This window comes from Cetobacterium sp., from assembly GCF_051653945.1.
GTDB lineage: Bacteria > Fusobacteriota > Fusobacteriia > Fusobacteriales > Fusobacteriaceae > Cetobacterium_A.
This window is the reverse complement of record NZ_JBOFXD010000041.1, coordinates 1-21,440: the sequence shown is the minus strand read 5'-3', so window position 1 is coordinate 21,440 and position 21,440 is coordinate 1. Positions and strand designations below refer to the sequence as shown.

Annotated in this window: 20 protein-coding genes; 9 read left to right on the top strand and 11 right to left on the bottom strand. The window is 29.0% G+C overall.

The features are described from left to right. The first annotated feature begins 41 nt into the window (after positions 1 to 41). Positions 42 to 2,153: a glutamine synthetase III family protein gene (locus ACRC8M_RS04045; protein WP_438527972.1), complete on the top strand. Its 2,112-nt coding sequence runs from the start codon at positions 42 to 44 to the stop codon at positions 2,151 to 2,153. A 42-nt stretch (positions 2,154 to 2,195) separates the two neighbouring features. On the opposite strand, the gene ACRC8M_RS04040 is transcribed toward ACRC8M_RS04045, so the two are convergent. Both ACRC8M_RS04040 and ACRC8M_RS04035 read right to left on the bottom strand, forming a co-directional pair. Beyond that, positions 2,196 to 3,140, bottom strand: coding sequence for an NAD(P)/FAD-dependent oxidoreductase (locus ACRC8M_RS04040; protein WP_438527971.1), 945 nt, complete (start codon positions 3,138 to 3,140; stop codon positions 2,196 to 2,198). An 11-nt stretch (positions 3,141 to 3,151) separates the two neighbouring features. Then, a complete protein-coding gene (locus ACRC8M_RS04035) occupies positions 3,152 to 3,778 on the bottom strand; it encodes an MBL fold metallo-hydrolase (protein WP_438527970.1) in 627 nt (208 codons plus the stop codon). Positions 3,779 to 3,957: 179 nt separating this feature from the next. Between ACRC8M_RS04035 and ACRC8M_RS04030 the strand changes: the two genes are divergently transcribed. Then, positions 3,958 to 4,464, top strand: coding sequence for an FUSC family protein (locus tag ACRC8M_RS04030; protein WP_438527969.1), 507 nt, complete (start codon positions 3,958 to 3,960; stop codon positions 4,462 to 4,464). A 41-nt stretch (positions 4,465 to 4,505) separates the two neighbouring features. Here the strand turns inward: ACRC8M_RS04030 and ACRC8M_RS04025 are convergent, their stop codons facing one another. The 4 genes from ACRC8M_RS04025 to ACRC8M_RS04010 all read right to left on the bottom strand — a co-directional run bounded on the left by ACRC8M_RS04025 (position 4,506) and on the right by ACRC8M_RS04010 (position 9,199). Further along, positions 4,506 to 5,135 (bottom strand): O-methyltransferase, encoded by a 630-nt coding sequence (locus tag ACRC8M_RS04025; RefSeq protein WP_438527968.1) that lies wholly within the window; start codon positions 5,133 to 5,135, stop codon positions 4,506 to 4,508. After that, positions 5,135 to 6,436 carry a 16S rRNA (cytosine(967)-C(5))-methyltransferase RsmB gene (rsmB, locus tag ACRC8M_RS04020; protein ID WP_438527967.1) on the bottom strand — a complete coding sequence of 434 codons (1,302 nt, stop codon included), beginning with the start codon at positions 6,434 to 6,436 and terminating at the stop codon, positions 5,135 to 5,137. The genes ACRC8M_RS04025 and rsmB overlap by 1 nt, the downstream gene beginning before the upstream one ends. Positions 6,437 to 6,451: 15 nt before the next feature. Continuing rightward, complete coding sequence (locus ACRC8M_RS04015) at positions 6,452 to 7,435, bottom strand: AIR synthase family protein (RefSeq protein ID WP_438527966.1); 984 nt, start codon at positions 7,433 to 7,435, stop codon at positions 6,452 to 6,454. Between the two features lie 99 nt (positions 7,436 to 7,534). Next, complete coding sequence (locus tag ACRC8M_RS04010) at positions 7,535 to 9,199, bottom strand: formate--tetrahydrofolate ligase (RefSeq protein WP_438527965.1); 1,665 nt, start codon at positions 9,197 to 9,199, stop codon at positions 7,535 to 7,537. 218 nt (positions 9,200 to 9,417) lie between these two features. On the opposite strand from ACRC8M_RS04010, the gene ACRC8M_RS04005 reads away from it, so the two are divergent. The 3 genes from ACRC8M_RS04005 (at position 9,418) to ACRC8M_RS03995 (ending at position 12,411) form a co-directional block, all read left to right on the top strand. After that, positions 9,418 to 10,011 (top strand): sigma-70 family RNA polymerase sigma factor, encoded by a 594-nt coding sequence (locus ACRC8M_RS04005; protein WP_438527964.1) that lies wholly within the window; start codon positions 9,418 to 9,420, stop codon positions 10,009 to 10,011. 62 nt (positions 10,012 to 10,073) lie between these two features. Next, the gene (locus ACRC8M_RS04000; RefSeq protein ID WP_438527963.1) at positions 10,074 to 11,561 is read left to right on the top strand and encodes a YjjI family glycine radical enzyme; all 1,488 of its coding nucleotides are present in this window, start codon (positions 10,074 to 10,076) and stop codon (positions 11,559 to 11,561) included. Further along, the gene (locus tag ACRC8M_RS03995; RefSeq protein ID WP_438527962.1) at positions 11,554 to 12,411 is read left to right on the top strand and encodes a YjjW family glycine radical enzyme activase; all 858 of its coding nucleotides are present in this window, start codon (positions 11,554 to 11,556) and stop codon (positions 12,409 to 12,411) included. Before ACRC8M_RS04000 ends, ACRC8M_RS03995 begins: the two co-directional genes overlap by 8 nt. 10 nt (positions 12,412 to 12,421) lie before the next feature. On the opposite strand, the gene ACRC8M_RS03990 is transcribed toward ACRC8M_RS03995, so the two are convergent. Beyond that, positions 12,422 to 14,707: a patatin-like phospholipase family protein gene (locus ACRC8M_RS03990; RefSeq protein WP_438527961.1), complete on the bottom strand. Its 2,286-nt coding sequence runs from the start codon at positions 14,705 to 14,707 to the stop codon at positions 12,422 to 12,424. After that, on the bottom strand, positions 14,707 to 15,990 hold the full coding sequence (aroA, locus tag ACRC8M_RS03985; RefSeq protein WP_438527960.1) for a 3-phosphoshikimate 1-carboxyvinyltransferase: 1,284 nt from the start codon (positions 15,988 to 15,990) through the stop codon (positions 14,707 to 14,709). The genes ACRC8M_RS03990 and aroA overlap by 1 nt, the downstream gene beginning before the upstream one ends. 178 nt (positions 15,991 to 16,168) lie before the next feature. Between aroA and ACRC8M_RS03980 the strand changes: the two genes are divergently transcribed. From ACRC8M_RS03980 to ACRC8M_RS03965, 4 genes are read left to right on the top strand one after another with little or no spacing between them, the layout of a single operon-like run. Further along, positions 16,169 to 16,354, top strand: a complete 186-nt coding sequence (locus ACRC8M_RS03980; protein WP_438527959.1) for a DUF896 domain-containing protein — start codon at positions 16,169 to 16,171, stop codon at positions 16,352 to 16,354. Positions 16,355 to 16,361: 7 nt separating this feature from the next. After that, complete coding sequence (gene asnS / locus ACRC8M_RS03975) at positions 16,362 to 17,753, top strand: asparagine--tRNA ligase (RefSeq protein WP_185891256.1); 1,392 nt, start codon at positions 16,362 to 16,364, stop codon at positions 17,751 to 17,753. A 16-nt stretch (positions 17,754 to 17,769) separates the two neighbouring features. Beyond that, on the top strand, positions 17,770 to 18,798 hold the full coding sequence (locus ACRC8M_RS03970; protein WP_438527958.1) for an alpha/beta hydrolase: 1,029 nt from the start codon (positions 17,770 to 17,772) through the stop codon (positions 18,796 to 18,798). 5 nt (positions 18,799 to 18,803) lie between these two features. Then, entirely contained in the window at positions 18,804 to 19,067 is a 264-nt protein-coding gene (locus tag ACRC8M_RS03965; RefSeq protein WP_438527957.1) for a hypothetical protein, read from the top strand. 25 nt (positions 19,068 to 19,092) lie between these two features. Here the strand turns inward: ACRC8M_RS03965 and ACRC8M_RS03960 are convergent, their stop codons facing one another. The 3 genes from ACRC8M_RS03960 to ACRC8M_RS03950 form a co-directional block, all read right to left on the bottom strand. Next, on the bottom strand, positions 19,093 to 20,292 hold the full coding sequence (locus tag ACRC8M_RS03960) for a bifunctional 3,4-dihydroxy-2-butanone-4-phosphate synthase/GTP cyclohydrolase II (protein ID WP_438527956.1): 1,200 nt from the start codon (positions 20,290 to 20,292) through the stop codon (positions 19,093 to 19,095). A 17-nt stretch (positions 20,293 to 20,309) separates the two neighbouring features. Next, positions 20,310 to 20,966: a riboflavin synthase gene (locus ACRC8M_RS03955; RefSeq protein WP_438527955.1), complete on the bottom strand. Its 657-nt coding sequence runs from the start codon at positions 20,964 to 20,966 to the stop codon at positions 20,310 to 20,312. Further along, a partial coding sequence (locus ACRC8M_RS03950; protein WP_438527954.1) for a RibD family protein occupies positions 20,951 to 21,440 on the bottom strand: 490 nt, incomplete at its 5' end. The genes ACRC8M_RS03950 and ACRC8M_RS03955, both read right to left, overlap by 16 nt.

Sequence of the window (21,440 nt, the reverse complement as noted above, 5' to 3'; positions counted from 1 at the left end):
AGAATGATGTTCGACAATGTAGAACGAAAAAGGGAGGATTTATGAACAACATGCTGGAAATTTTTGGACAATTTTGCTTTACAGAGGATAAATTAAAAAGCAGAATACCAGAATCGTATTTTAAAGAGTTTAAAAAAGTTCAGAATGGGGAAAAAGAGCTATCTATAGAACTTGCAGACTCAATAGCAAATGCAGTTAAAAATTGGGCTACTGAAAATGGTGCTACACACTTTACACATTGGTTTCAACCATTAACAGAGCTGACTGCTGAAAAGCATGATTCATTTATTTCTATGTCGTCAGATGGAACTTGTGTTTCACAGTTTTCTGGAAAAGAGCTTATAAAAGGTGAAGCTGACACATCATCATTTCCAAATGGAGGAGTTAGATCAACCTTTGAAGCGAGGGGATATACTGCGTGGGATTGTAAATCGCCAATGTTTTTAAGAGGAGAGGGATTGTCTAAATCACTGTATATTCCAACAGCTTTTATTGGGTACAATCAAATGGCATTAGATAAAAAGGTACCTTTATTGAGATCGATAGACTTTATATCAGAGCAAGCACTAAGATTAAAAAAGATACTAGACCCTAAATCAAATGTAACATCAATAACAAATACTTTAGGATTAGAGCAAGAGTATTTTTTAATAGAGAAGAAATTTTGGGAAAAACGTCAAGATTTAATGCTTTCAGGTAGAACAATATTTGGTTCGTTACCGCCAAAAGGTCAGGAGTTAAATGACCACTACTATGGAAGTATAAAAGAAAAAGTTGAAAAAGTGATGAATGAGATAGATACTGAATTATGGAAAATAGGGATAATGGCAAAAACAAAGCATAATGAAGTAGCTCCTAATCAGTTTGAGATTGCACTGATGTTTACAACAGCAAATGTAGCTGTTGACCAAAATCAATTGACAATGGACATAATAAAAAAGGTTGCAGATAGACATAAATTAAGTGCACTATTACATGAAAAGCCATTTAAAGGAGTTAATGGTTCTGGAAAACATTGTAACTGGTCATTATCAACAAATTTAGGAGAAAATTTGTTAGACCCCTCTTCTTTATCAAAAAATAATCTTCAATTTTTAGTATTTTTAACAGCAGTTTTAGAGGGAATTGATAGATATGAAGATGTCTTGAGAGCTTCTTGTGCAACTCCTGGAAATGACCATAGATTAGGTGGACATGAAGCCCCGCCTGCAATAATTTCAGTTTTTATAGGAGAAGAGTTAGAAGAAATATTAAAAAATATAGGGAAAATAGTTCCTGTGAATGAAGCACAGGAAAATATGGAGTTTGGTGTAAAAAACTTTACAAAAATACCAAAGGATATATCAGATAGAAATAGAACATCTCCTTTTGCATTTACAGGAAATAAATTTGAATTTAGAATGCCAGGTTCAAGTGCTTCAGCATCTACACCAACATTTATAATAAATACAATTATTGGAACTATAATAAAAGAGTATTCTGATTACTTAGAAGGAAGAGATCCTAAGAATTTAAAAAAAGATATAATTGAACTTATAAAAGATAGATATGAAAAACATAAAAGAATTATATTCAATGGAAATGGTTATGATGAAAGCTGGAAAATTGAAGCAGAAAAAAGAGGGTTAAAAAATTTAAAAAATACCTTAGAAGGATTAAAAGTATATAGACAAGAGAATATAATAGAACTATTTAAAAATGCTAAAGTGTTATCAGCAGAGGAGCTAGAAGCAAGATATATGGTTTATTGTGAGCGTTATATTAAGCAGGTGAATATAGAAGGAAGCTCAATGGTTAGAATAGCTAGAAATGAGATATACCCAGCTTTAATGGAATATGCAGCTAAGATATCAAATAGTATCTTGTCACTTAGAGAAGTTCTAGGAGATGATGAGTTCTTAATAGCGGATAAAGCTCATTTAGTAAAACTATTAGCTGGAAAAAACCGATTGAAAGATTATTTAGCTCAATTGGAATCACAACTTGTAGTAGCTAATGAAATTGAGGATTTATATGAAAAAGTAGTTTATTTAAATAAAGAAATAATACCTTTATTAAAATGTTTAAAAGATATTATTGACTTACTAGAGCATCAAGTTGAAAAGAAAATTTGGCCAGTACCAACTTATGAAGATATGTTATTTAAATTATAGGAGATAGAAAAAGAAAAGTCAGAGTTTTAACTCTGACTTTTTTTAACTATATTGTGCTTTTAAATTGTGTTTCTTTAAAACATGTTTGATTGCTTCTAAGGCTGCAATTGTACCATCTGATGTAGCTGTGGTAACTTGTCTAATGTGCTTAGATCTAACATCTCCAGCAGCATATATCCCTTCAACAGATGTGTGCATAGCTTCATTAGTAACAATATACCCTTGCTCATCTAAAGATGCTACTTCACCATAAAGTTCTTTAAGTGATTTTGTTCCTAAATATAGGAAAGCAAATTGAGTGGGATAAGTTTCTTGATTACCATTGATTTTAACAATAACCTCCTCAACAAACTCCTCACCTTTAATTTCAACTAGTTCACTTGAATAATACATTTTAATTTTTTCATTAGATTTTAATGTTTCTATAAGAGCTTTATCGCAATTATCATCACAATTATCAGTTATAAACATATGAATCTCTTTTGAATATTTTGTTAAAAATAGAGCTTCTTCAGCTATTTCTTTACCTTTTCCAAAAAGAGAAACGGTCATATTTCTTGTAAAAGCACCGTCACAAGTAGCACAGTAAGAAACTCCTTTACCTAGATATTTTTCTTCTCCAGGAAGTTTTTTAGCTCCATTTTTTGCCCATCCACTTGCAATTATAACTGTTTTTCCTAGGAAATTTTCAATATCTGTTTTAACAATTTTATGTTCTCCAAATAAATCAAATGCTAAAAATGTAGCATTAACAAATTCAACATTGTATTTAAGTGTTTGTTCTTTCATTAAAGTGTAGATATCTTTTCCTGTAGGTGATCCTAAAATACCTGGGTAGTTTTCAATTTTATGAGCCATAAGAAGACTTCCAGTATTTGGTTTTTCAATAACTAGCACTGAAAGATTAGATCTCCCAGCATAAAGTGCTGCAGTCAGACCAGCTGGTCCAGCACCGATAATAACAACATCATAAACTTTGTTTTCCATATTAATTCCTCCTAAAACATTCCTTGGGATTTCAATACTCTTTTTTCCTCGCCTAAAATAGTAGGTTCGGTATGGGCGCTATACACTATTGTATCTTCTGGGTAAGTTTCACAAATCTTTTTTAAACTTTTTTGTAATTGTGATAAATTTCCAGTAGGTAAATCATATCTACCATAACTTCTTCTGAATAGTGTATCCCCAGAAATCATAAAATTAGATTCTTTGTTATAAAAACATTTAGAACCAATTGTATGACCAGGAGTATCAATAACTTTAAAACCAAAAATAGAATCTCCTTCTTTTATAGGAGTAAAATCACCCGTATATGTAAAATCATATCCTTGAATAGCATAAGATAAGTTTAAGGATGGATCAGTTAAAAATTTTTCTTCCTCTTTTCCAATATAAACATGGACATTAGGAAAAAGATGTTTTATTTCATTTATTCCACCAATATGATCGCCATGACCATGAGTAAGAATAACATTCTTTAAAGTTAAATTATGATCTTTTATAAAAGATATAATATTTTCTAATCTAGAATCACTACAATCAAAAAGAGAAGCTTCGTTGTTGTCATTCCAAACTAAATAGCAGTTCGTCATATAGCTTCCCAAAGGAAAGGCTTTAATTTTCATTAAAAATACCTCCAACATATTCTTTTTCATAATTATACATTATTTTAGTATTTTTTTCCATGAAAATATTTGAATCTGTAAAAAATTACAAAGATAGAGATGTTAAAAAAGGAAAAGATTCAACTACATAGTATATCTCCTATGTTATTGCCAAATTATACGTATAGAGGGAAGTAAATATGGGAAAAGAATATGATAAAACCTTAAATAAGAGTCTAAAAATATCTATTTCTGTTTTTTGGTGTGTTTTTTTGTTAAAAGTATTATTTAATGTAAATCCATTTTATGCTGCTATAGCAGCGGTATCTTGCTTGCAAGGCACAATAAAAGATTCCTTTAAAGTTGGGGTAGAAAGAGTAATAGGAACTATCTTTGGTGGTGTAGTTGGATTGTTTGCAATCTATTTTATAACAACAGAAGCCAATGATTTTAAAGGAAGTTTAATAATGGCTTTATCCATGGTTATAATAACTTTTGGATGTGCTTATATTTTAAAAAAGCCAGCATCAAGTACTATAGCATGTATTGTTTTCTTAGGGATAGCAACTAATATGGAGGGGAGAGATCCTTATTTTTGGGCTGGAAAAAGAATTTTAACCACTATAGTTGGAGTTGTTATAGCTTTGGTTTGGAATTGGATATTAAGTGGTGAATACAAAAGTTTAAAAAAAAGAAAAAGAGTTTAAAAAAAGTAGGATTCTAATAATCCTACTTTTTTACTAATTAATTATTTACGCACAAGACCAATTCCATCTCCAAATGGGAGTAAAACAAAATTGTGATTTTTAGAAAGATAAGTTATAAACTCATCAAGTCTTCTTACAATTGTTTTAAATCTTTTTGGATATTCTTTGTAAAGATAACCTCTAAACATGATATTATCGATAAAAATCATTCCATCATCAGTAAGTCTTTCAAAAGAATCAGTGAAAAATTCCATATAGTGACCTTTAGAAGCATCTATAAAAATAAAGTCAAACTTTTCATCAAGTTTCTTGACCTCTTCAACACCATCGCCTAAAATCAAATTAACTGAATCTAAAAGCTCTCCCTTTTTAAAGTTTTCAAGAGCTTGATTATATCTAGTTTCATCAATTTCAATAGTAGTTAATTTACCACCGTTTTTTTTTGCAACTCTTCCCATAATAGTTCCAGAGTATCCAATGGCAGTCCCTATTTCAAGTATATTTTTAAAATTGTGACTAGAAGTTAAAAACTCAAGATATTTAGCAACTTCTTTTGTAACAATAGGTACATTATTTTCAATTGCAAAGGCTTCCATTTCTAAGATTAAAGGATCCTTTTCCTCTATTTTGCTAACAACATATTCATTAGCTTCTTTTAATTCGTCTAACATTATTCAAAATCCTTTCTTAGTTTAATAATATAAAAATTATCTAAAATTTCCTCAGTATAATCAATTAAAAAACCTCCAATTGAATCAAAATGTCCATTTACATTTTGAGGAATTTCAAATTTTAAAACAGAGAAATTTTTGTGGTTATTTAAAAATTTAATGATATTATCTGTATTTTCTTCGGAAAATATAGTACAAGTACTATATACCAGTTCTCCACCAACTTTTAATGAGAAAGCAGCAGAATCAAGAATTTCATACTGTAATGTTGATAACTCACGAACATTATTCATATTTTTATTGTATAGTGCTTCAGGTTTCTTTCTAAGAACACCATATCCACTACATGGAGCATCTACAAGAATTTTATCAAATTTTTGCCCCTGTTCTTTAAGTTTACGAGCATCTAATTTAATTGGTTTTACATTAGTAAGTCCTAATTTATGTAAGTTTTCTTCTATTATTTTAATTTTGTGCTGATGAATATCAAGTGCAAAAATCTCTCCAGTATTATTCATAAGCTCTCCTAAAACTGCTGTTTTACTTCCAGGAGCACTGCATGTATCCACAATTTTTTCTCCAGGTTGAGGATTTAAAATTTTTGCAGCTAAATATGAAGAACCATCTTGAGCAATAATTTTTCCATCTTTAAATTCAGGTGTATGTAAGATAACTCCTGAATCGATATAGTAAACAGTGTCTACTTTTTTAATAATATCAATTTTCAACTCTTTTAAAAGAGTTTCAAACTCTTTTTCAGAGTATTTTAAAGTATTTACTCTTATGCTCATGTATGGAACTTTTTTTAATGATACTAAAACTTGTTCAGTAGATTCTCCATACTCTTTTTTTATTTTTTCATAAAACCATCTAGGATAAGAGTATAAAATATCAAGTTTGTCCTCATCTTTTAATTTTTTTATTTCATCTTCTTTATCTCTTAGATAACTTCTGATAACTCCATTAACAAATTTACTAACGGGTATTCCGAATTTATTTTTAGTTAATTCAGTTGCTTCCCACGCAATACCCTTATCGTCGCTATTCATAAAAGTAGCTTGGTAGATAGAGATTTTTAGTAAATTTTTAATCCAATTTTTTTTAACAGCTTTGGTTCTTTTTTCCAATTGGTAATTTAAATAAATATCATTTCTAATAACTCCATAGAAAACTTCAGTTATAAAACCACGCTCTCCTTTACTTAAATTATTTTTTGAAAAATATTCATTTAAAAGAATATTGGAGTATTTTCCTTTTTCAAATTCGCTTAATAAATTAATAATTCTTTGTTTTATATTCAATATAACATCTCCTAACTATATAACTTTATATAACTCATCACTCTGAGGTGGCATAATTTCCAACCTCTCACCATTTTTTACAAGAATCTTTTCTTTAGAAGTGGTAAACTCTCCAATATCAAAGGCAGGAATATTGTTTTCTTTTAATTTTTCAATTAAAGGAATAACATTATTTTTATCAACTACCATAAGCATAGTTCCGCTTGATATAAGCTTTAAAGGATTGATTTTAAAATAATTACAAATCTCTTTTGTACATTGAGGTATAAATATTTTCTCATATGAAATTTCGACACCTAAATTATAAAAACAGCTTGATTCCCAAAGTGCACCCAAAAGGCCACCTTCAGTCACATCATGCATTCCTTTTGAGAATTTATTGGCAATAATACCATCTTTTACAACACTAGTTAAATCTAAAAGTGCTTTTGCATCATCAATAAGATCTTTAGAAAAAGTATCAAGAAGTTCACTTTCTTTTTCAAAGCTAATTATACCAGTCCCTTCAATTCCAACTCCTTTTGTTATAATTAATCGATCTCCAGCTATAATATTCTCTCTTTTTTTAAAATTATCTTTTGTTCCAATACCGATTGAGGTAGCAGATATTATTGTTTTATTAACTGCAGCAGTAATTTCAGTGTGCCCACCAATTATAGAAACACCAAGTTTATCAGCTTCCTGTTGAGCCTCTCTCATAATTTCAGCAATTTCTTCCTTTTTTGTTTCTGGAGGAGCTAAAATTGTAAGCATAATTCCAATAGGAGCGACTCCCTCTGTGGCAATATCATTACAGTTAATATTAATAGCCAACTTACCTAGACCACTATTAGTACCTGTAATTGGATCGGTTGATAAATAAACAATATTATCTCCAACTTCAATAGCAGCACAGTCACTACCAATTTCTCCAAAAGAAAGTATCTTATCATTATTATTTTTAATATTATTAAAAATTAAATCTTTTAAATCTGAAATAGTAAGTTTACCAATCTTCATATTTACTCCTCATATGTAGTAGAATTTTATAATATATTATACTATATTTTCTAAAAATAAAAAACCCTTACTTAATATTTAAGTAAGGGAAAATATTTTTTAAAACAATCCACTTATAACACCATGCTCATCAATATCAATAAGTTCAGCAGCAGGAACTTTTGGTAAACCAGGCATATCAATAATTCCACCAGCCATAGCAATGATAAAACCAGCACCAGCAGCTAATTTGATAGTGTCTATTTCAACAGTAAAATCATTAGGTCTTCCTAGAAGGTTAGCTTTATCAGAGATTGATTTCTGAGTTTTTGACATACAAATTGGAAGTAGTCCATATCCTAGTTCTTCCAATTGTTTTATTGTCTTATTGGCAGCACTAGAAAATGTAACACCATTTGCACCATAAATTTCTGTACATATTTTTGAAATTTTATCTTTTATAGGTAAATCTAGATTATATAGTGGTTTATATTTAGAGTTATTTTCCTCTAATTTCTCAAGAACTAGTCTAGCAAGTTCTTCACCACCCTCGCCACCTTTAGCCCAAACTTCACATAGAGCTACAGGAGCATCTAAACTTTCACAATGAGATTTAATTAAATTAATTTCAGCATCAGTATCAGTAATAAATTTATTAATTGCTACAACCACTGGTAGATTGAATTTTTTCATATTTTCAATATGCTTGTCCAAGTTAGCTAAACCTAATTTTAAAGCATTTAGATTTTCTTCATTAAGAATTTTAGCACCACCGTGATGTTTTAATGCCCTAACAGTAGCAACAATAACAACACAATTAGGATTCAATCCTCCTTTTCTGCATTTAATATCTAAAAACTTTTCAGCTCCTAAGTCAGCAGCAAATCCAGCTTCTGTAACAGCAACATCTGAAAGTTTAAGAGCTAACTTTGTAGCAAGTAGTGAATTACACCCATGAGCGATATTAGCAAATGGTCCACCGTGGATTATGACAGGAGTATTTTCTAAAGTTTGTACTAAATTTGGTTTTATAGCTTCTTTTAAAAGAGCTGTAACAGCACCAGAAATTTTTAAATCATTTATTGTAAGAGGTTTATCGTTATAATTATAACCAAAAACAATTTTACCAATATTTTCTTTCAGTTCTTTTAAAGAGTTTGAAAGACAAAGTGTTGCCATGATTTCAGAGGCAACAGTTATTTGAAAAGAATCTTGTCTTGGATATCCATTGGCTTTCCCTCCAAGTCCAATAACAATATTTCTAAGATTTCTATCATTCATGTCAACTACTCTTTTCCAAGTAATCTTAGTATTATCAATGTCTAAAGAATTACCTTGAGTAATGTGATTATCAATACAAGCAGAAACAAGATTATGAGCGACTCCAATTGCGTGGAAATCTCCAGTAAAATGTAGATTAATATCTTCCATTGGTATAACTTGTGAGTAACCTCCACCAGTAGCTCCACCTTTCATTCCAAAGACAGGTCCTAAAGATGGTTCTCTAAGAGCTGCAACAGAAGAAATACCTATTTTATTTAAAGCTTGTGTTAAACCAACAGTAACAGTAGATTTTCCTTCTCCTGCAGGTGTAGGTGTAATAGCAGTAACAAGAACTAACTTCCCATCTTTTTTACTAGCAAGTTCATCCAATAAAGAAAGATTAAGTTTAGCTTTGTATTTTCCATAAGTATCATAATAATCCTCAGTAATATTTAGCTTAGAAGCTATTTCAGAAATTTTCAATAGTTTTGCTTCTTGTGCAATTTGTATATCTGTTTTCATAGACCCCTCCTTGAAAAATAAAGTGCTCTGAGATAAATTAAAAAAACTCTCATTAATACAATTGTACCTTAAAATAATGAAAAAATAAAGATTAATAAATTAAAATAAAAAATTGATTTTTTTTGATATTGGAGGTATATAAAGTATGAAAGAGAAGTTTGTTATTATTAACTATTTAGTAGAGAATTGTTGTTTAATTTTTAGGACAAGGGGGTACTATGATTAACAAAGAGGATATTTTATTAGCTAAACAAGGAGATATAGACTCCATAGAAAAAATAGTAACAGAATATAGAAACCTGATATACATAAGGAATAAAACTTTATTTTTAAAGGGTGCAGAGAGAGAGGATTTAGTCCAAGAAGGGATGATTGGATTAATGAAAGCTATAAAATCTTTTGATGAAAATAGAAGTGCATGTTTTAGTACTTTTGCATCTCTTTGTATAAAGAGACAAATTATAACAGCAGTAAAAAATTATAATTCTGTAAAGAATAAAAATTTAAATAGTGCAATGCAAGGGGAAGGATATTCAGAATTAGAGGATTTAATAAGATACAGTAGTCCCTCATTAAAATACTATACTCCAGAGCAAATTGTTATTGGAAAAGAACTGATGAAACTTTTAAAAAAATTTTTGAAGGATAATTTGAGTGGATTAGAAAAAGAGGTGTTTACATTTATGGTAAAAGGATACGGATACTTAGAGATAGCTCAAAAGTTAGAAAAGGAGCCAAAGGCAATAGATAACTCTATTCAGAGAATCAAAAAGAAAGTTGTTGTTTTTTTAGAAAAGTATAATAAAAGTTGACAGAAGTGGTAGAAATTGAATATAATATGTGAAATTTATATTTAAGCTAAAGGGAGAAAGTAATGATATTAGAAACAATAAAGAGTCAAAAAATAACTTTTGAACAAAAAGTTGTGACCTTAGCAAGATTAGCAGAAGGTAGCATAGAGGTTTTGAATAAAAGTGAAGCTTTAAAAAAATATATAGAAGATGGAATTATATGTGATTTATTTGAAGGAAATGCACCATATAGACCAAGATATATTGTTCCAGATTATGATGTTTTTATGGAACAAGGAAGTAAATTTTTAAACTTAGATAAACCAACAAATATATGGGAAGCTGTACATGGTTTATTAATTCTTTATAAACATGTCCCATCAATAACGACTATGCCTGTTTATTTAGGAAATATCGACTATTTATTAGAACCTTTTATTAAAGATGAAACAGAAGCATATTTAGCAATTAAATTATTTTTAAAACATATAGATTCAACAATAACAGACTCATTCTGTCATGCTAATATTGGACCAAAAGAAACAAAAGCTGGAATATTAATACTGAAAGCTATGAGAGAGTTAGAGTTACCAACACCGAATTTAACAATAAAATATACTGAAGAAACAACAGATAAAATTGCAGTAGAAGCAATTAAAACAGCATTAGTAACAGCTAAGCCAAGTTTTGCTAATGATAAAATCTTTAGAGCAGATTTTAAGGGTGAATATGGAATAGTTAGTTGTTACAATGGATTAAAAGTTGGTGGTGGAGCAAATACCCTAGTTAGAGTAAGATTAGGAGCTTTATCAAAGTTAGCTAATTCAAAGGAAGATTTCTTTACAAGAGTTTTACCTGAAGTATCAAAAGAGATGTTAGAATATATAGATGAGAGATCTAAATTCATTATTGAAGAAAGTGGATTTTATGAAAGTAGTTTCTTAATAAAAGAGGGACTTTTAGAGAAAGAGAAATTTACAGGATTATTTGGTTTTGTTGGATTAGCTGAATGTGTAAATAATATTTTAGGTGCAACAGAAAAACAAGATAGATTTGGATATTCAGAAAAAGCAAATAAATTAGGTCTTGAAATAGTAGAAGCTATGTCAAAAATAATTGCATCTCACAAGACAAAGTATGCGGGAGAGTTCTTTGGAAATACTCATTTATTACATTCACAAGTTGGAATAGACACTGATAGAAATGAGAGTCCAGGATGCAGAATTCCTGTTGGAGAAGAGCCAGAAATATTTGATCATATAGTTCAATCAGCTCCATTCCACCAATATTGTCCAAGTGGAATTGGTGATATATTTGTATTTGATGAAACATATAAATCAAATCCAGAGGCAATCTTAGATATAATAAAGGGAGCTTTTGAAACTGAAATGAGATTCTTTTCATTATATAGTGATACTTGTGATGTAGTTAGAGTAACAGGATATCTTGTAAAAAAATCAGAGATTGAAAAATTAGATAAAGGTGAGCAAGTACTAAGGGATACAACTATTTTAGGAAAAGGTGCTAGAGATAATGCTAAAGCTTTAGGAAGAAAATTAAGAAGTGAATAATGTGGAATTGAAAGCAAAGATAAATAAGATTATAAAATTTTCCAATGTTGATGGCCCTGGAAATAGAATGGCTATATTTTTCCAAGGATGTAATTTTAATTGTGAATATTGTCATAATCCAGAAACAATAAATATTTGTAAAGAGTGTTATAAATGTGTTGAAATATGTCCAACAAAAGCGTTAGAAATATCTAATTCTAAAATAATTTGGAATAAAAATTTATGTTGTGAGTGTGATCAATGTACAAAGATTTGTAAATTTGATTCATCTCCTAAAGTAAATGATTATACAGTTGAAGAGTTATTAGTCGAAATTAGTAAAGTAAAAGCTTTTATAAAAGGAATAACAGTAAGTGGAGGAGAAAGTACTTTACAGTATAAATTTATAGCTAAACTTTTTTCTGAAGTAAAAAAGAGATGGCCTAATTTAACTTGTTTTGTGGATACAAATGGAAGTTTAAATTTAAATGATACTGAATACAAAGAGTTAGTAGAGAATACAGATTTCTTTATGTTAGATGTGAAAGCTTGGGAGAATAAAGAACATTTACTTTTAACAGAAAAAGAAGTTGATCCAGTTATAAAAAACTTATATTTTTTAAGAGATATAGGAAAGCTATTCGAAGTAAGAAGCGTTATAGTTGCAAATAGATTAAATAATAGATTAACTGTTGAAAATGTTGCTAAAGTTATAGCTAATAAAGATATTAGATATAAAATAATAAAATATAGACATTTTGGAGTAAGAGAAGAGATGAAGAGTAATTTATTCTCTCCTACTGATGCAGAATTAGAAGAATTGGAAAAATTAGCTCAAAAAAATGGAGCAAAAAACACCCTAATTATTTAGGGTGTTTTTTTTAATCAAACTTATATCCAAAACTAAATTGAAAAAGAAAATCATGCGATTCTTGAGCTTTAGAAATATTAAATTTAACAGGGCCGATTAAACTTAAATAACTAAGGGTTATTCCAGCTCCTTGAGAGTAGTCTTTCCAAAGAATTGAGTTTTTATCATCATTAAAACCTTCATTAGCAAATTTATATGTTGCAAAATCCCAATTAGCTCCAAGATATAAATTTTCCATAAGCTTTTGCTGAACACCTAGGCTTACTCCAAAAAGAGAGGAAAGATATTTTTCTTGAAAATAGTATCCACTAAAAGCAAAAGTATTGTGAGACAAGTCATTAGATAAACCACCAAGTTTAATGTATTTATCAGGAAGAATGTCATCACCAGTTATGTTTCCACCAAAAAATTTGGCAGTTAAACTTGTTCCTTCAGTTATAGGTAGGTAGTTAGTAGATAGATAATTAGTAGATAAAAAGTTTAAGTTATCTTTTCCTAAGTTACCGCCCCATTTTTGGGAAATTTTTCCTTTGAAACCTTTAGTAGGAAAAGCTATCGAGTTCGTTTTATCCCAGTTAATATTAAGAAAAACATCACCATAACTTTTTGAATACTGTATTGATGAATCAAATATATTTTTAATTTCAGGATCTAAACTAGCATAGTTTAAAGAAGCTCCATATGAAAATAGAAATAAATTAGAGTATTGTGTTACAAAAGCTCCTTCTAATTTCGTTACTTGACTTTTATAACTGCCAATCTTATCTTTATTATGATATATAAAAAATGGATTCTCTTCGTAGCTAATACTACTTAAAATACCAACTTTATTTGAAACACCATAATACGAAAAGTTTTTTAAATCAAGGCCAAGATAATCACCAAAAGTAGCTTCAATAGTTGATAAGCTACCAATTTTACCAAATGAGCTAATATCAGTTCCAATAGAAAAAGTAGTTCCATAATCAGTTTGATAATCTACTCCAAGACCAACTATATTTGTAGGATTCTCTTCAACTTGAAGTTTTAAAGTATTATTTTTAAAAGAGTAATATATTTTATTGACAAAATTTAAACTATACGTTTTTAACATTAATTTTTCAAGTGTATCTGGGTTTATACTAGACCCTATAGAATCTTTAAAGATTGATTCAATAATTTCTTTATGATTATTATTTTTAGTTTCAGTTATAACATCAATATTTTCTAAAACAAAGTTATTTTTATATTGAAGGGAGCTTTTTCTCTTATTTTGTTTAGGTCCAAAATCTAAGATTTTTTGAAGTTGCTCTTTTGTAGCAGCTTCTCCTAAAGCTTCAATCTCCTTAAAATTACTAAAATCAGTTGTTTTAAAGTTTGAGATATCAGGAGTAATAAGTATTGTTGCTAAATCTCTTTGTTTTTTAGTTGAACTAGTACTTTGAATAGCAACAATTTGATCAGCAACACTTAAAATATCATAATCCTCTTTTTTTTGAAGAGAGGTTCCTACATCTACACCAATAACAATATCAGCACCTAAATTAAATGCGTCTTCCACAGGAAAATTCCTAGATAAAAGGCCGTCAACATAGTAGTTATTTCCAATTTTTACAGGGTCAAAAATTGTAGGGATGGAAATACTTGCTGTAATAACTTGAGCTAAATCACCACTATTAAAAGCTTTGGCTTTTCCTGTATTTAAATCGGTTGCAATAATTTCAAGTGGAATAGGTAACTTTTTAAAATCTCTTGTTTGCTCTACATTCCAAAGAAGATTTTTTAAAGTAAGATAGATCTTTTGTGTATTTCTAATTCCTTTTGGCAGTGCAAAATTTAAGGAGTTATCATATTTTAAAGAAAGATTATAGTTTTTCATCATTGATCTTTGGTCAATAGAAATATCAGTTATATTTGGACTATCATTAAAGGTTTCTTGCCAATTGATATCTAAAACTAATTTTTCAATTTGATTTGGAGTATATCCTGCAGAATATAGGGCACCAATAAGAGCACCCATACTTGTTCCTGTAATATAATCTACTTTAATATTATTTTCTTCCAGAACTTTAAGAACGCCTATATGGGCAAACCCTTTTGCACCACCACCACTTAGTACAAGTCCAATTTTGGGTTGTTTTTCTTCCTCTTTAAATTTTTCAATTTTTTTATTTTCAAGTTTTTTTATTTTATTTTGAAGAAACTTTATTTCCTGTTTTAATTTTTCAATTTCAATATCTTCTGGAGAGTGAGAGAAACTATTTGAAAATACACTGATGAAAATTAAAAGAAATAGTAAAAAATTTTTCTTAATCATCACTCCTCCTTATAAATTTTACTAAATTCTTTGAAAAAATTAGGAAATGTTTTAGAAACACAATTGGGATCTAAAATTTTTATACCTGGAACTTTCAGACCAATTAAAGAGAGTGACATAGCCATTCTGTGGTCATCATAAGTTTCTAAAAAATCTCCTAGGTAGTTTTCTAAAGGTTTTGGAATAATTAGGAATCCATCATTAAATTCTGTAAAATCACCATTAATTTTTAAGATTTCATTTTTTAAAGCAGAGATTCGATCAGTTTCTTTTATCCTCATATTCTCAACATCCCATACTTTAGTAGGTGTGGTTGCAAAAAGTCCCACAACAGCTAAAGTTTGAGCTACATCTGGAATATCATTCATACTTAATTCGATACCTTTATACGTTGCTACACCTTTTACAGTAATAGAAGTATCATTAAAATTTAACACTTCTAATCCAATTTTTTCTAAAATATTTAGAAATTTAGAATCTCCTTGGATACTATTTTTAAAAAAATTATTCAATGTAATAGTGGAGTTACTAATTAAAGCCATTGCTAGAAAATAAGAGGCTGAAGACATATCACCTTCAATTAAATACTCATCTATATTATACTTCTGTGGAGATATACGTATTGAGTTATTATCCCAATTAAAGTCAACTCCAAAATCATTCATCATAGCTAAAGTCATATTTATATATGGTTTTGATACAACTCTTCCACTTAACTCAATTTCTATAGAATTCTTGAAATTAGGAGCAGCCATAAGAATTGAGGATATATATTGGCTACTTTTACTTCCATCAATTTTGACATAATTTGCAGAAACTCCTTTAGAAGTTATACGAATTGGAGGATAGCCATGATTATTTAAGTATTCAACGTCAATACCTAACTGAAGCAATGAATCAACTAAGTCTTTAATAGGTCTTTGATTCATACGGTCATTACCATATAAAGTAGCAGTTCCTTCTCCAGTAGCTAAGTAAGAACTTAAAAATCTCATTGCAGTTCCAGCATTTCCAATATATAAACTTAAATTATTATATTTTGGATTTTTATTTCCTACAATTTTAAGTGTTTTATTTATTTCATCGATTTCAATAGTATTATTTAAAGCTCTTAGAGCGTCAATCATATATTTTGTATCATCACTTATGAGAATATTTTTTAAAGTTATTGTCTTTCCTGAAAGAGCTGAAAGAATAAGGGCTCTATTTGTTATTGATTTAGAACCAGGGATATCAATTGTAACTTTGAAATTTGTTATTGGGTTTGGTTGGAAATAATTCATTAAAAATTTCAACTCCTTTAATAAAATGTATTTAGATTATAACAATTTTTATATGAAATTAATATAAGAAAAATATTCTTTTTAGCAATACAAGCAAATTGACAAAATATTAAATAAGCGGTATAATTACTCTAAAAGTTTAATAAGACTATGTAGTTATGTAGTTTGGAGGAACAATATGGAAATGAAAGATATTATAGAGATGGTTAATTATTTTTCTAATCAGGCGAAAAAAAGAGAGCTAACAGCTGAAGAAAAGCTTGAAAGAGAGAAATATAGAAAGTTATATTTAGAGCAATTTAGAGCACAAGTAAAACAAAAATTAGACAGCATCGAAATTGTCGATGAATCAAAGATGATATAGGGGGCAAATGATGAAACAATTAGTTAAAACTCTTTATAGAGAAACGGAGAAATATTTAGACCAGGAAGTAGAGTTATCAGGTTGGGTAAGAAAGATAAGATCACAAAAAAACTTTGGATTTATAGAGTTAAATGATGGAAGTTTTTTCAAAGGTGTACAAATAGTTTTTGATACAAATTTACCAAATTTTGACGAAATTTCAAGACTTTCAATATCGTCGTCAATAATTGTAAAAGGTATAGTAGTTAAATCTCAAGGTGCAGGACAGAATTTTGAAATTCAAGCTAAAGAGATTGAGATTTTTCAAAAAGCTGATTTAGACTATCCATTACAAAATAAAAGACACTCTTTTGAGTTTTTAAGAACGATTGCACATTTAAGACCTAGAACAAACACATTCTCTGCAGTATTTAGAGTAAGGTCAGTTTTAGCTTATGCAATCCATAAGTTTTTCCAAGAGAATGGATTTGTATATACACATACACCAATTATTACAGGATCAGATTGTGAAGGTGCAGGAGAGATGTTCAGAGTGACAACTCTTGATTTAAATGATGTACCTAAAACTGAAGAGGGTAAGGTTGATGTAACAAAAGACTTCTTTGGAAAAGAAACGAATTTAACAGTGAGTGGTCAATTAAATGGAGAAACTTATTGTTCTGCATTTAGAAATATATATACATTTGGACCAACATTTAGAGCAGAGCAATCAAACACTTCAAGACATGCGGCTGAATTTTGGATGATAGAACCAGAAATAGCGTTTGCAGACTTAGAAGGTAACATGGAATTAGCAGAAGCAATGGTAAAGTATATAATTAAATATGTAATGGATGAGTGTCCAGAAGAAATGGAATTTTTCAATCAATTTATTGAAAAGGGATTATTTGATAAATTAAATAATGTATTAAATAATGATTTTGGAAGAGTAACATATACAGAAGCAATAGATATATTAGTAAACTCAGGAAAGAAATTTGATTATCCTGTTAAGTGGGGAATTGATTTACAAAGTGAGCACGAGAGATTTTTATCAGAAGAGTACTTCAAAAGACCAGTGTTTGTAACAGACTATCCAAAAGAAATCAAGGCATTTTATATGAAATTGAATAAAGATGGAAAAACAGTTAGAGCAATGGATTTATTAGCTCCAGGAATTGGAGAGATAATAGGTGGATCTCAAAGAGAAGATAATATAGATGTATTGGAAGAGAGAATGGCAGAAGCTGGATTAAGTGCTGATGACTATGGATTCTATTTAGACTTAAGAAGATTTGGAAGTTTCCCTCATTCAGGATATGGATTAGGATTTGAAAGAATGATTATGTATGTGACAGGAATAACAAATATAAGAGATGTAATACCATTCCCTAGAACTCCAAATAACGCTGAGTTTTAATTACTGAGGAAGAAGAATGATATTAGAAATACTAGGTTTTCTAGTTTTTATTTCACTACTTTTTTATACTGTAACATATCCATATAATTTTAAATTAAATAGAAAATTAAAAAGAGTTCTTAATTTTCCTCAAGTTGAGAAAATAGTAGATCCAAAAGTTCGATATAAAGAGTTTTCACATAAAGAACTATCTGAAGAGTTAATAATAGAAGAAAAATATTTAGAAACTAAGTATACAACTGAAAAGATGAGGGTATTAATAGTAAAACCAAAGATAATGTTAGAAACTCCCTTGTGCTTAGTTCTTCTTCATGGAATAAGAGATAAATCTGAAGATTGGATATATAAAGCAAAACTACGTGAAAATTATTTAAGTTTAAAAAGAGGAGGGAGAGTAAAAGATATTATCTTTATTCTTCCTGACTCAGGATACAATTGCGAAAGTTGGTATACTAATTTTTATAATGATAAACTTCATCAGTATGAAGAGTTTTTTTCAAAAGATTTGACAAGTTTTATCGAACAAGAATACCCTAATTCTAAAAAAGGTATTGGTGGGTTTTCCATGGGTGGTTATGGTGCATTAAAAATTGGACTTAAAAATTTAGAATCGTATGATGTCATAGCTAGCTTTTCAGGGGCTATAAGTTTGGTAAGAATGAGTATAAATCGTAGAGTTATGAGAATTTTTAGATATCTATATGTACCAAAATTTTTATTTAATGATGTAAATAAAGCTCATTTTATGAAAGTATTTAGTCCTTGGGGATATAAAATTTTAAAAAATGATCCATATAGTATAATTAAAGAAACTAATCCTGAAAGATACAAGGGAAAAAAGTTTTATTTAAGCGTTGGGTCAGAAGATAAAAAACCTTATTTAATGTTTCAACAATGGCTTGATGTTGTAGGTAGAGCTAAAAAATATGGATTAGATTTTAAAGGTAAAATTTATGAAAATGAATGTCATACATGGGAATATATATCAAAAGATATATATAATTTTTTAGTGTTTTTTACAGAAGAAACAAAAAGAAGGAAGTAGATATAATGAAATACTTATTAATATCAAGTATGTTATTATTTACAGGGTGTTTTTCATTAGGCATAAAAGGTGAGTATAAAAGTTATCAAAATGAATTTAATCATATGGTAGCAAAACCTTTTAAAGAAAAAGAGAGAAAAGAGTTAGAAAGTCAGTTTAAAGACTTAAAGATGAAAGTTTCAACTAGTGATTACTCAAAAAAAGAGAAAGAAAAACTAGAAAGTGGTATAGAATATTATTTGATGGTTTTAGAAGACTTAAAAGATTAAGGCTTGAGTTTAACTCAAGCCTTTTTTAGTTTATTTTAAATAAGTGATTCATTTTTTCTCTTTTAGTTTTTAAATATTTAGAGTTACAACTGTTTGAAGGAAACTCAATATGTGTTCTGTGATTAATTTTAATGCCATATTTTTCTAAATCATTTATTTTTTTAGGATTGTTAGTCATTAAATTAATACTTTTTATATTTAAAAGCTTTATCATTTGAGCAGCCACAGCAAAATCTCTCAAGTCAGGATCAAATCCTAATAGAGTATTAGCTTCAACAGTATCCTTCCCTTGAGCTTGAAGATTATAAGCTTTTATTTTATTAAGAAGACCAATACCTCTTCCCTCTTGCCTCATATATAAAAGAACTCCAGACCCATGATCAACAATACTTTCAAGAGCTTTATCTAGTTGACTTCCACAATCACATTTTAACGAACCAAAGGCATCACCTGTTAAGCACTCTGAATGAACACGTAAAAGTACATCCTCTTGATTATCAATATCTCCGTACACTAGTGCGACATGTTCTTTATAATCAATAGTATTTGAAAAACCGATTAGTCTGAATGTTCCATGTTTTGTAGGTAAGGGTGCTTCGCAAACTAATTCAGTTTGGAATTCATTTTTTTTTCTATATTCAATTAAATCTTCAATTGTAATCATCTTCAAATCGTGAAGTTTACAAAATTCAATTAAATCGGGAACACGTGCCATGTCACCATCTTCTTTTATAATTTCACAAATAACACCACAACCGTTAAAACCTGCTAATTTAGCAAGATCAACAGAAGCCTCAGTATGACCAGGTCGTTCAATCACTCCGCCATTTTTAGCTATTAGAGGGAAAATATGACCTGGTTTTTTAAACTCATTGCCAGATTTAGAGTTGAATGCTAAATCTTTTATAGTATTGTATCTATCCTCGACAGAGATTCCAGTAGTAGTTCCAGCTAAAGAATCCACAGAAACTGTAAAAGCAGTTTGATGAGAATCGCTATTGTTAAAAACCATAGGAGTTAAGTCAAGCTCTTTAGCTCTTTTTTCTTCAAGAGGAACACAAACTAAACCTCTTCCATATTTTATCATAAAATTAATATTTTCTTTGGAAATAATATCTCCAACACCAACAAGGTCGCCCTCGTTTTCTCTATTTTCATTATCCACAACAACTATTAATTTTCCATTTTTTAAATCATTAATAGCATCTTCTATTTTATTAAACACGTTAAGCCTCCTTAATATTAGAAAAATCCATTTTCAGCTAAAAAACTTTTAGAAATATTTGAACTAGATTTTTCATCTGTTTTTTCTCTGCTTAGGAGTAGTTTTTCAAGATGTTTTGCGATTAAATCAGTTTCGATATTTATGATATCTCCAACATTTTTAAAACCTAAAGTTATAGATTTTTGTGTATGAGGGATTAATGAAACTGTTAAAGTTGAATCATTTAATGAAGCAACAGTCAAACTAGCCCCATCAAGAGTAATACGTCCCTTATAAACAACATATTTCATAAACTCTAAAGGAATCTCAATTGTATATTTTTGTGCAAATCCATCATTGAATATTGAAATTATTTTTCCACAACAATCGACATCGCCTGTAACAAGGTGTCCACCTAAATAGGATTGTAAAGTCAAAGATTTTTCTAAATTGACTAAATCTCCAATTTTTAAATCTTTTAAAGAAGAAACTTTTAAAGATTCATTCATTATATTAGCTGTAAAAGTTGTATTGGATAGTCTAACAACAGTTAAACAAACACCGTTTGTAGCAATACTATCTCCAATAGCTGCCTTTTGTAAAACTTTATTACATGAGATAGTTATATTTGCACCTTGTGGAGTTTTATCAATAGAGATAACTTTTCCAAGTTCTTCAATTAAACCAGTAAACATCCTTCCTCCTTATAAAACTCAAACCCAACATTATCATCATAAAGATTTATTTTAATATTTTTTAAAGTAATTCCCTCATCGATGGAAATAGGAGAGAAACCATTTAAAAATGGTATAGCAAGACCATCTCCCAGTATTTTAGGAGCAATAATAATTTCTCCGCCATCATAGATATTTTCTTTAAAAAAAGATGAGATTACTCCCGAACCACCTTCAACTAATATAGAATCAATATTGTAAGAACCAATTTTTTTTAAAATATCCTCTAAATTTTCATTCTCTGAAAAAGTTATAAATTTTATTGAAAATTTTTCTGAAAATAATTGAAATTTTTCTAGATTAATATTTTTTTCAGATGTAATAATAAAAGTTTTTTGGTCCTCATTATTTTTTATTATACTATATTTTTCTGAGACAATTAAATCTTTATCTAAAATTAACCTATAAGGATTACGATTGCCTGAGATTTTACAT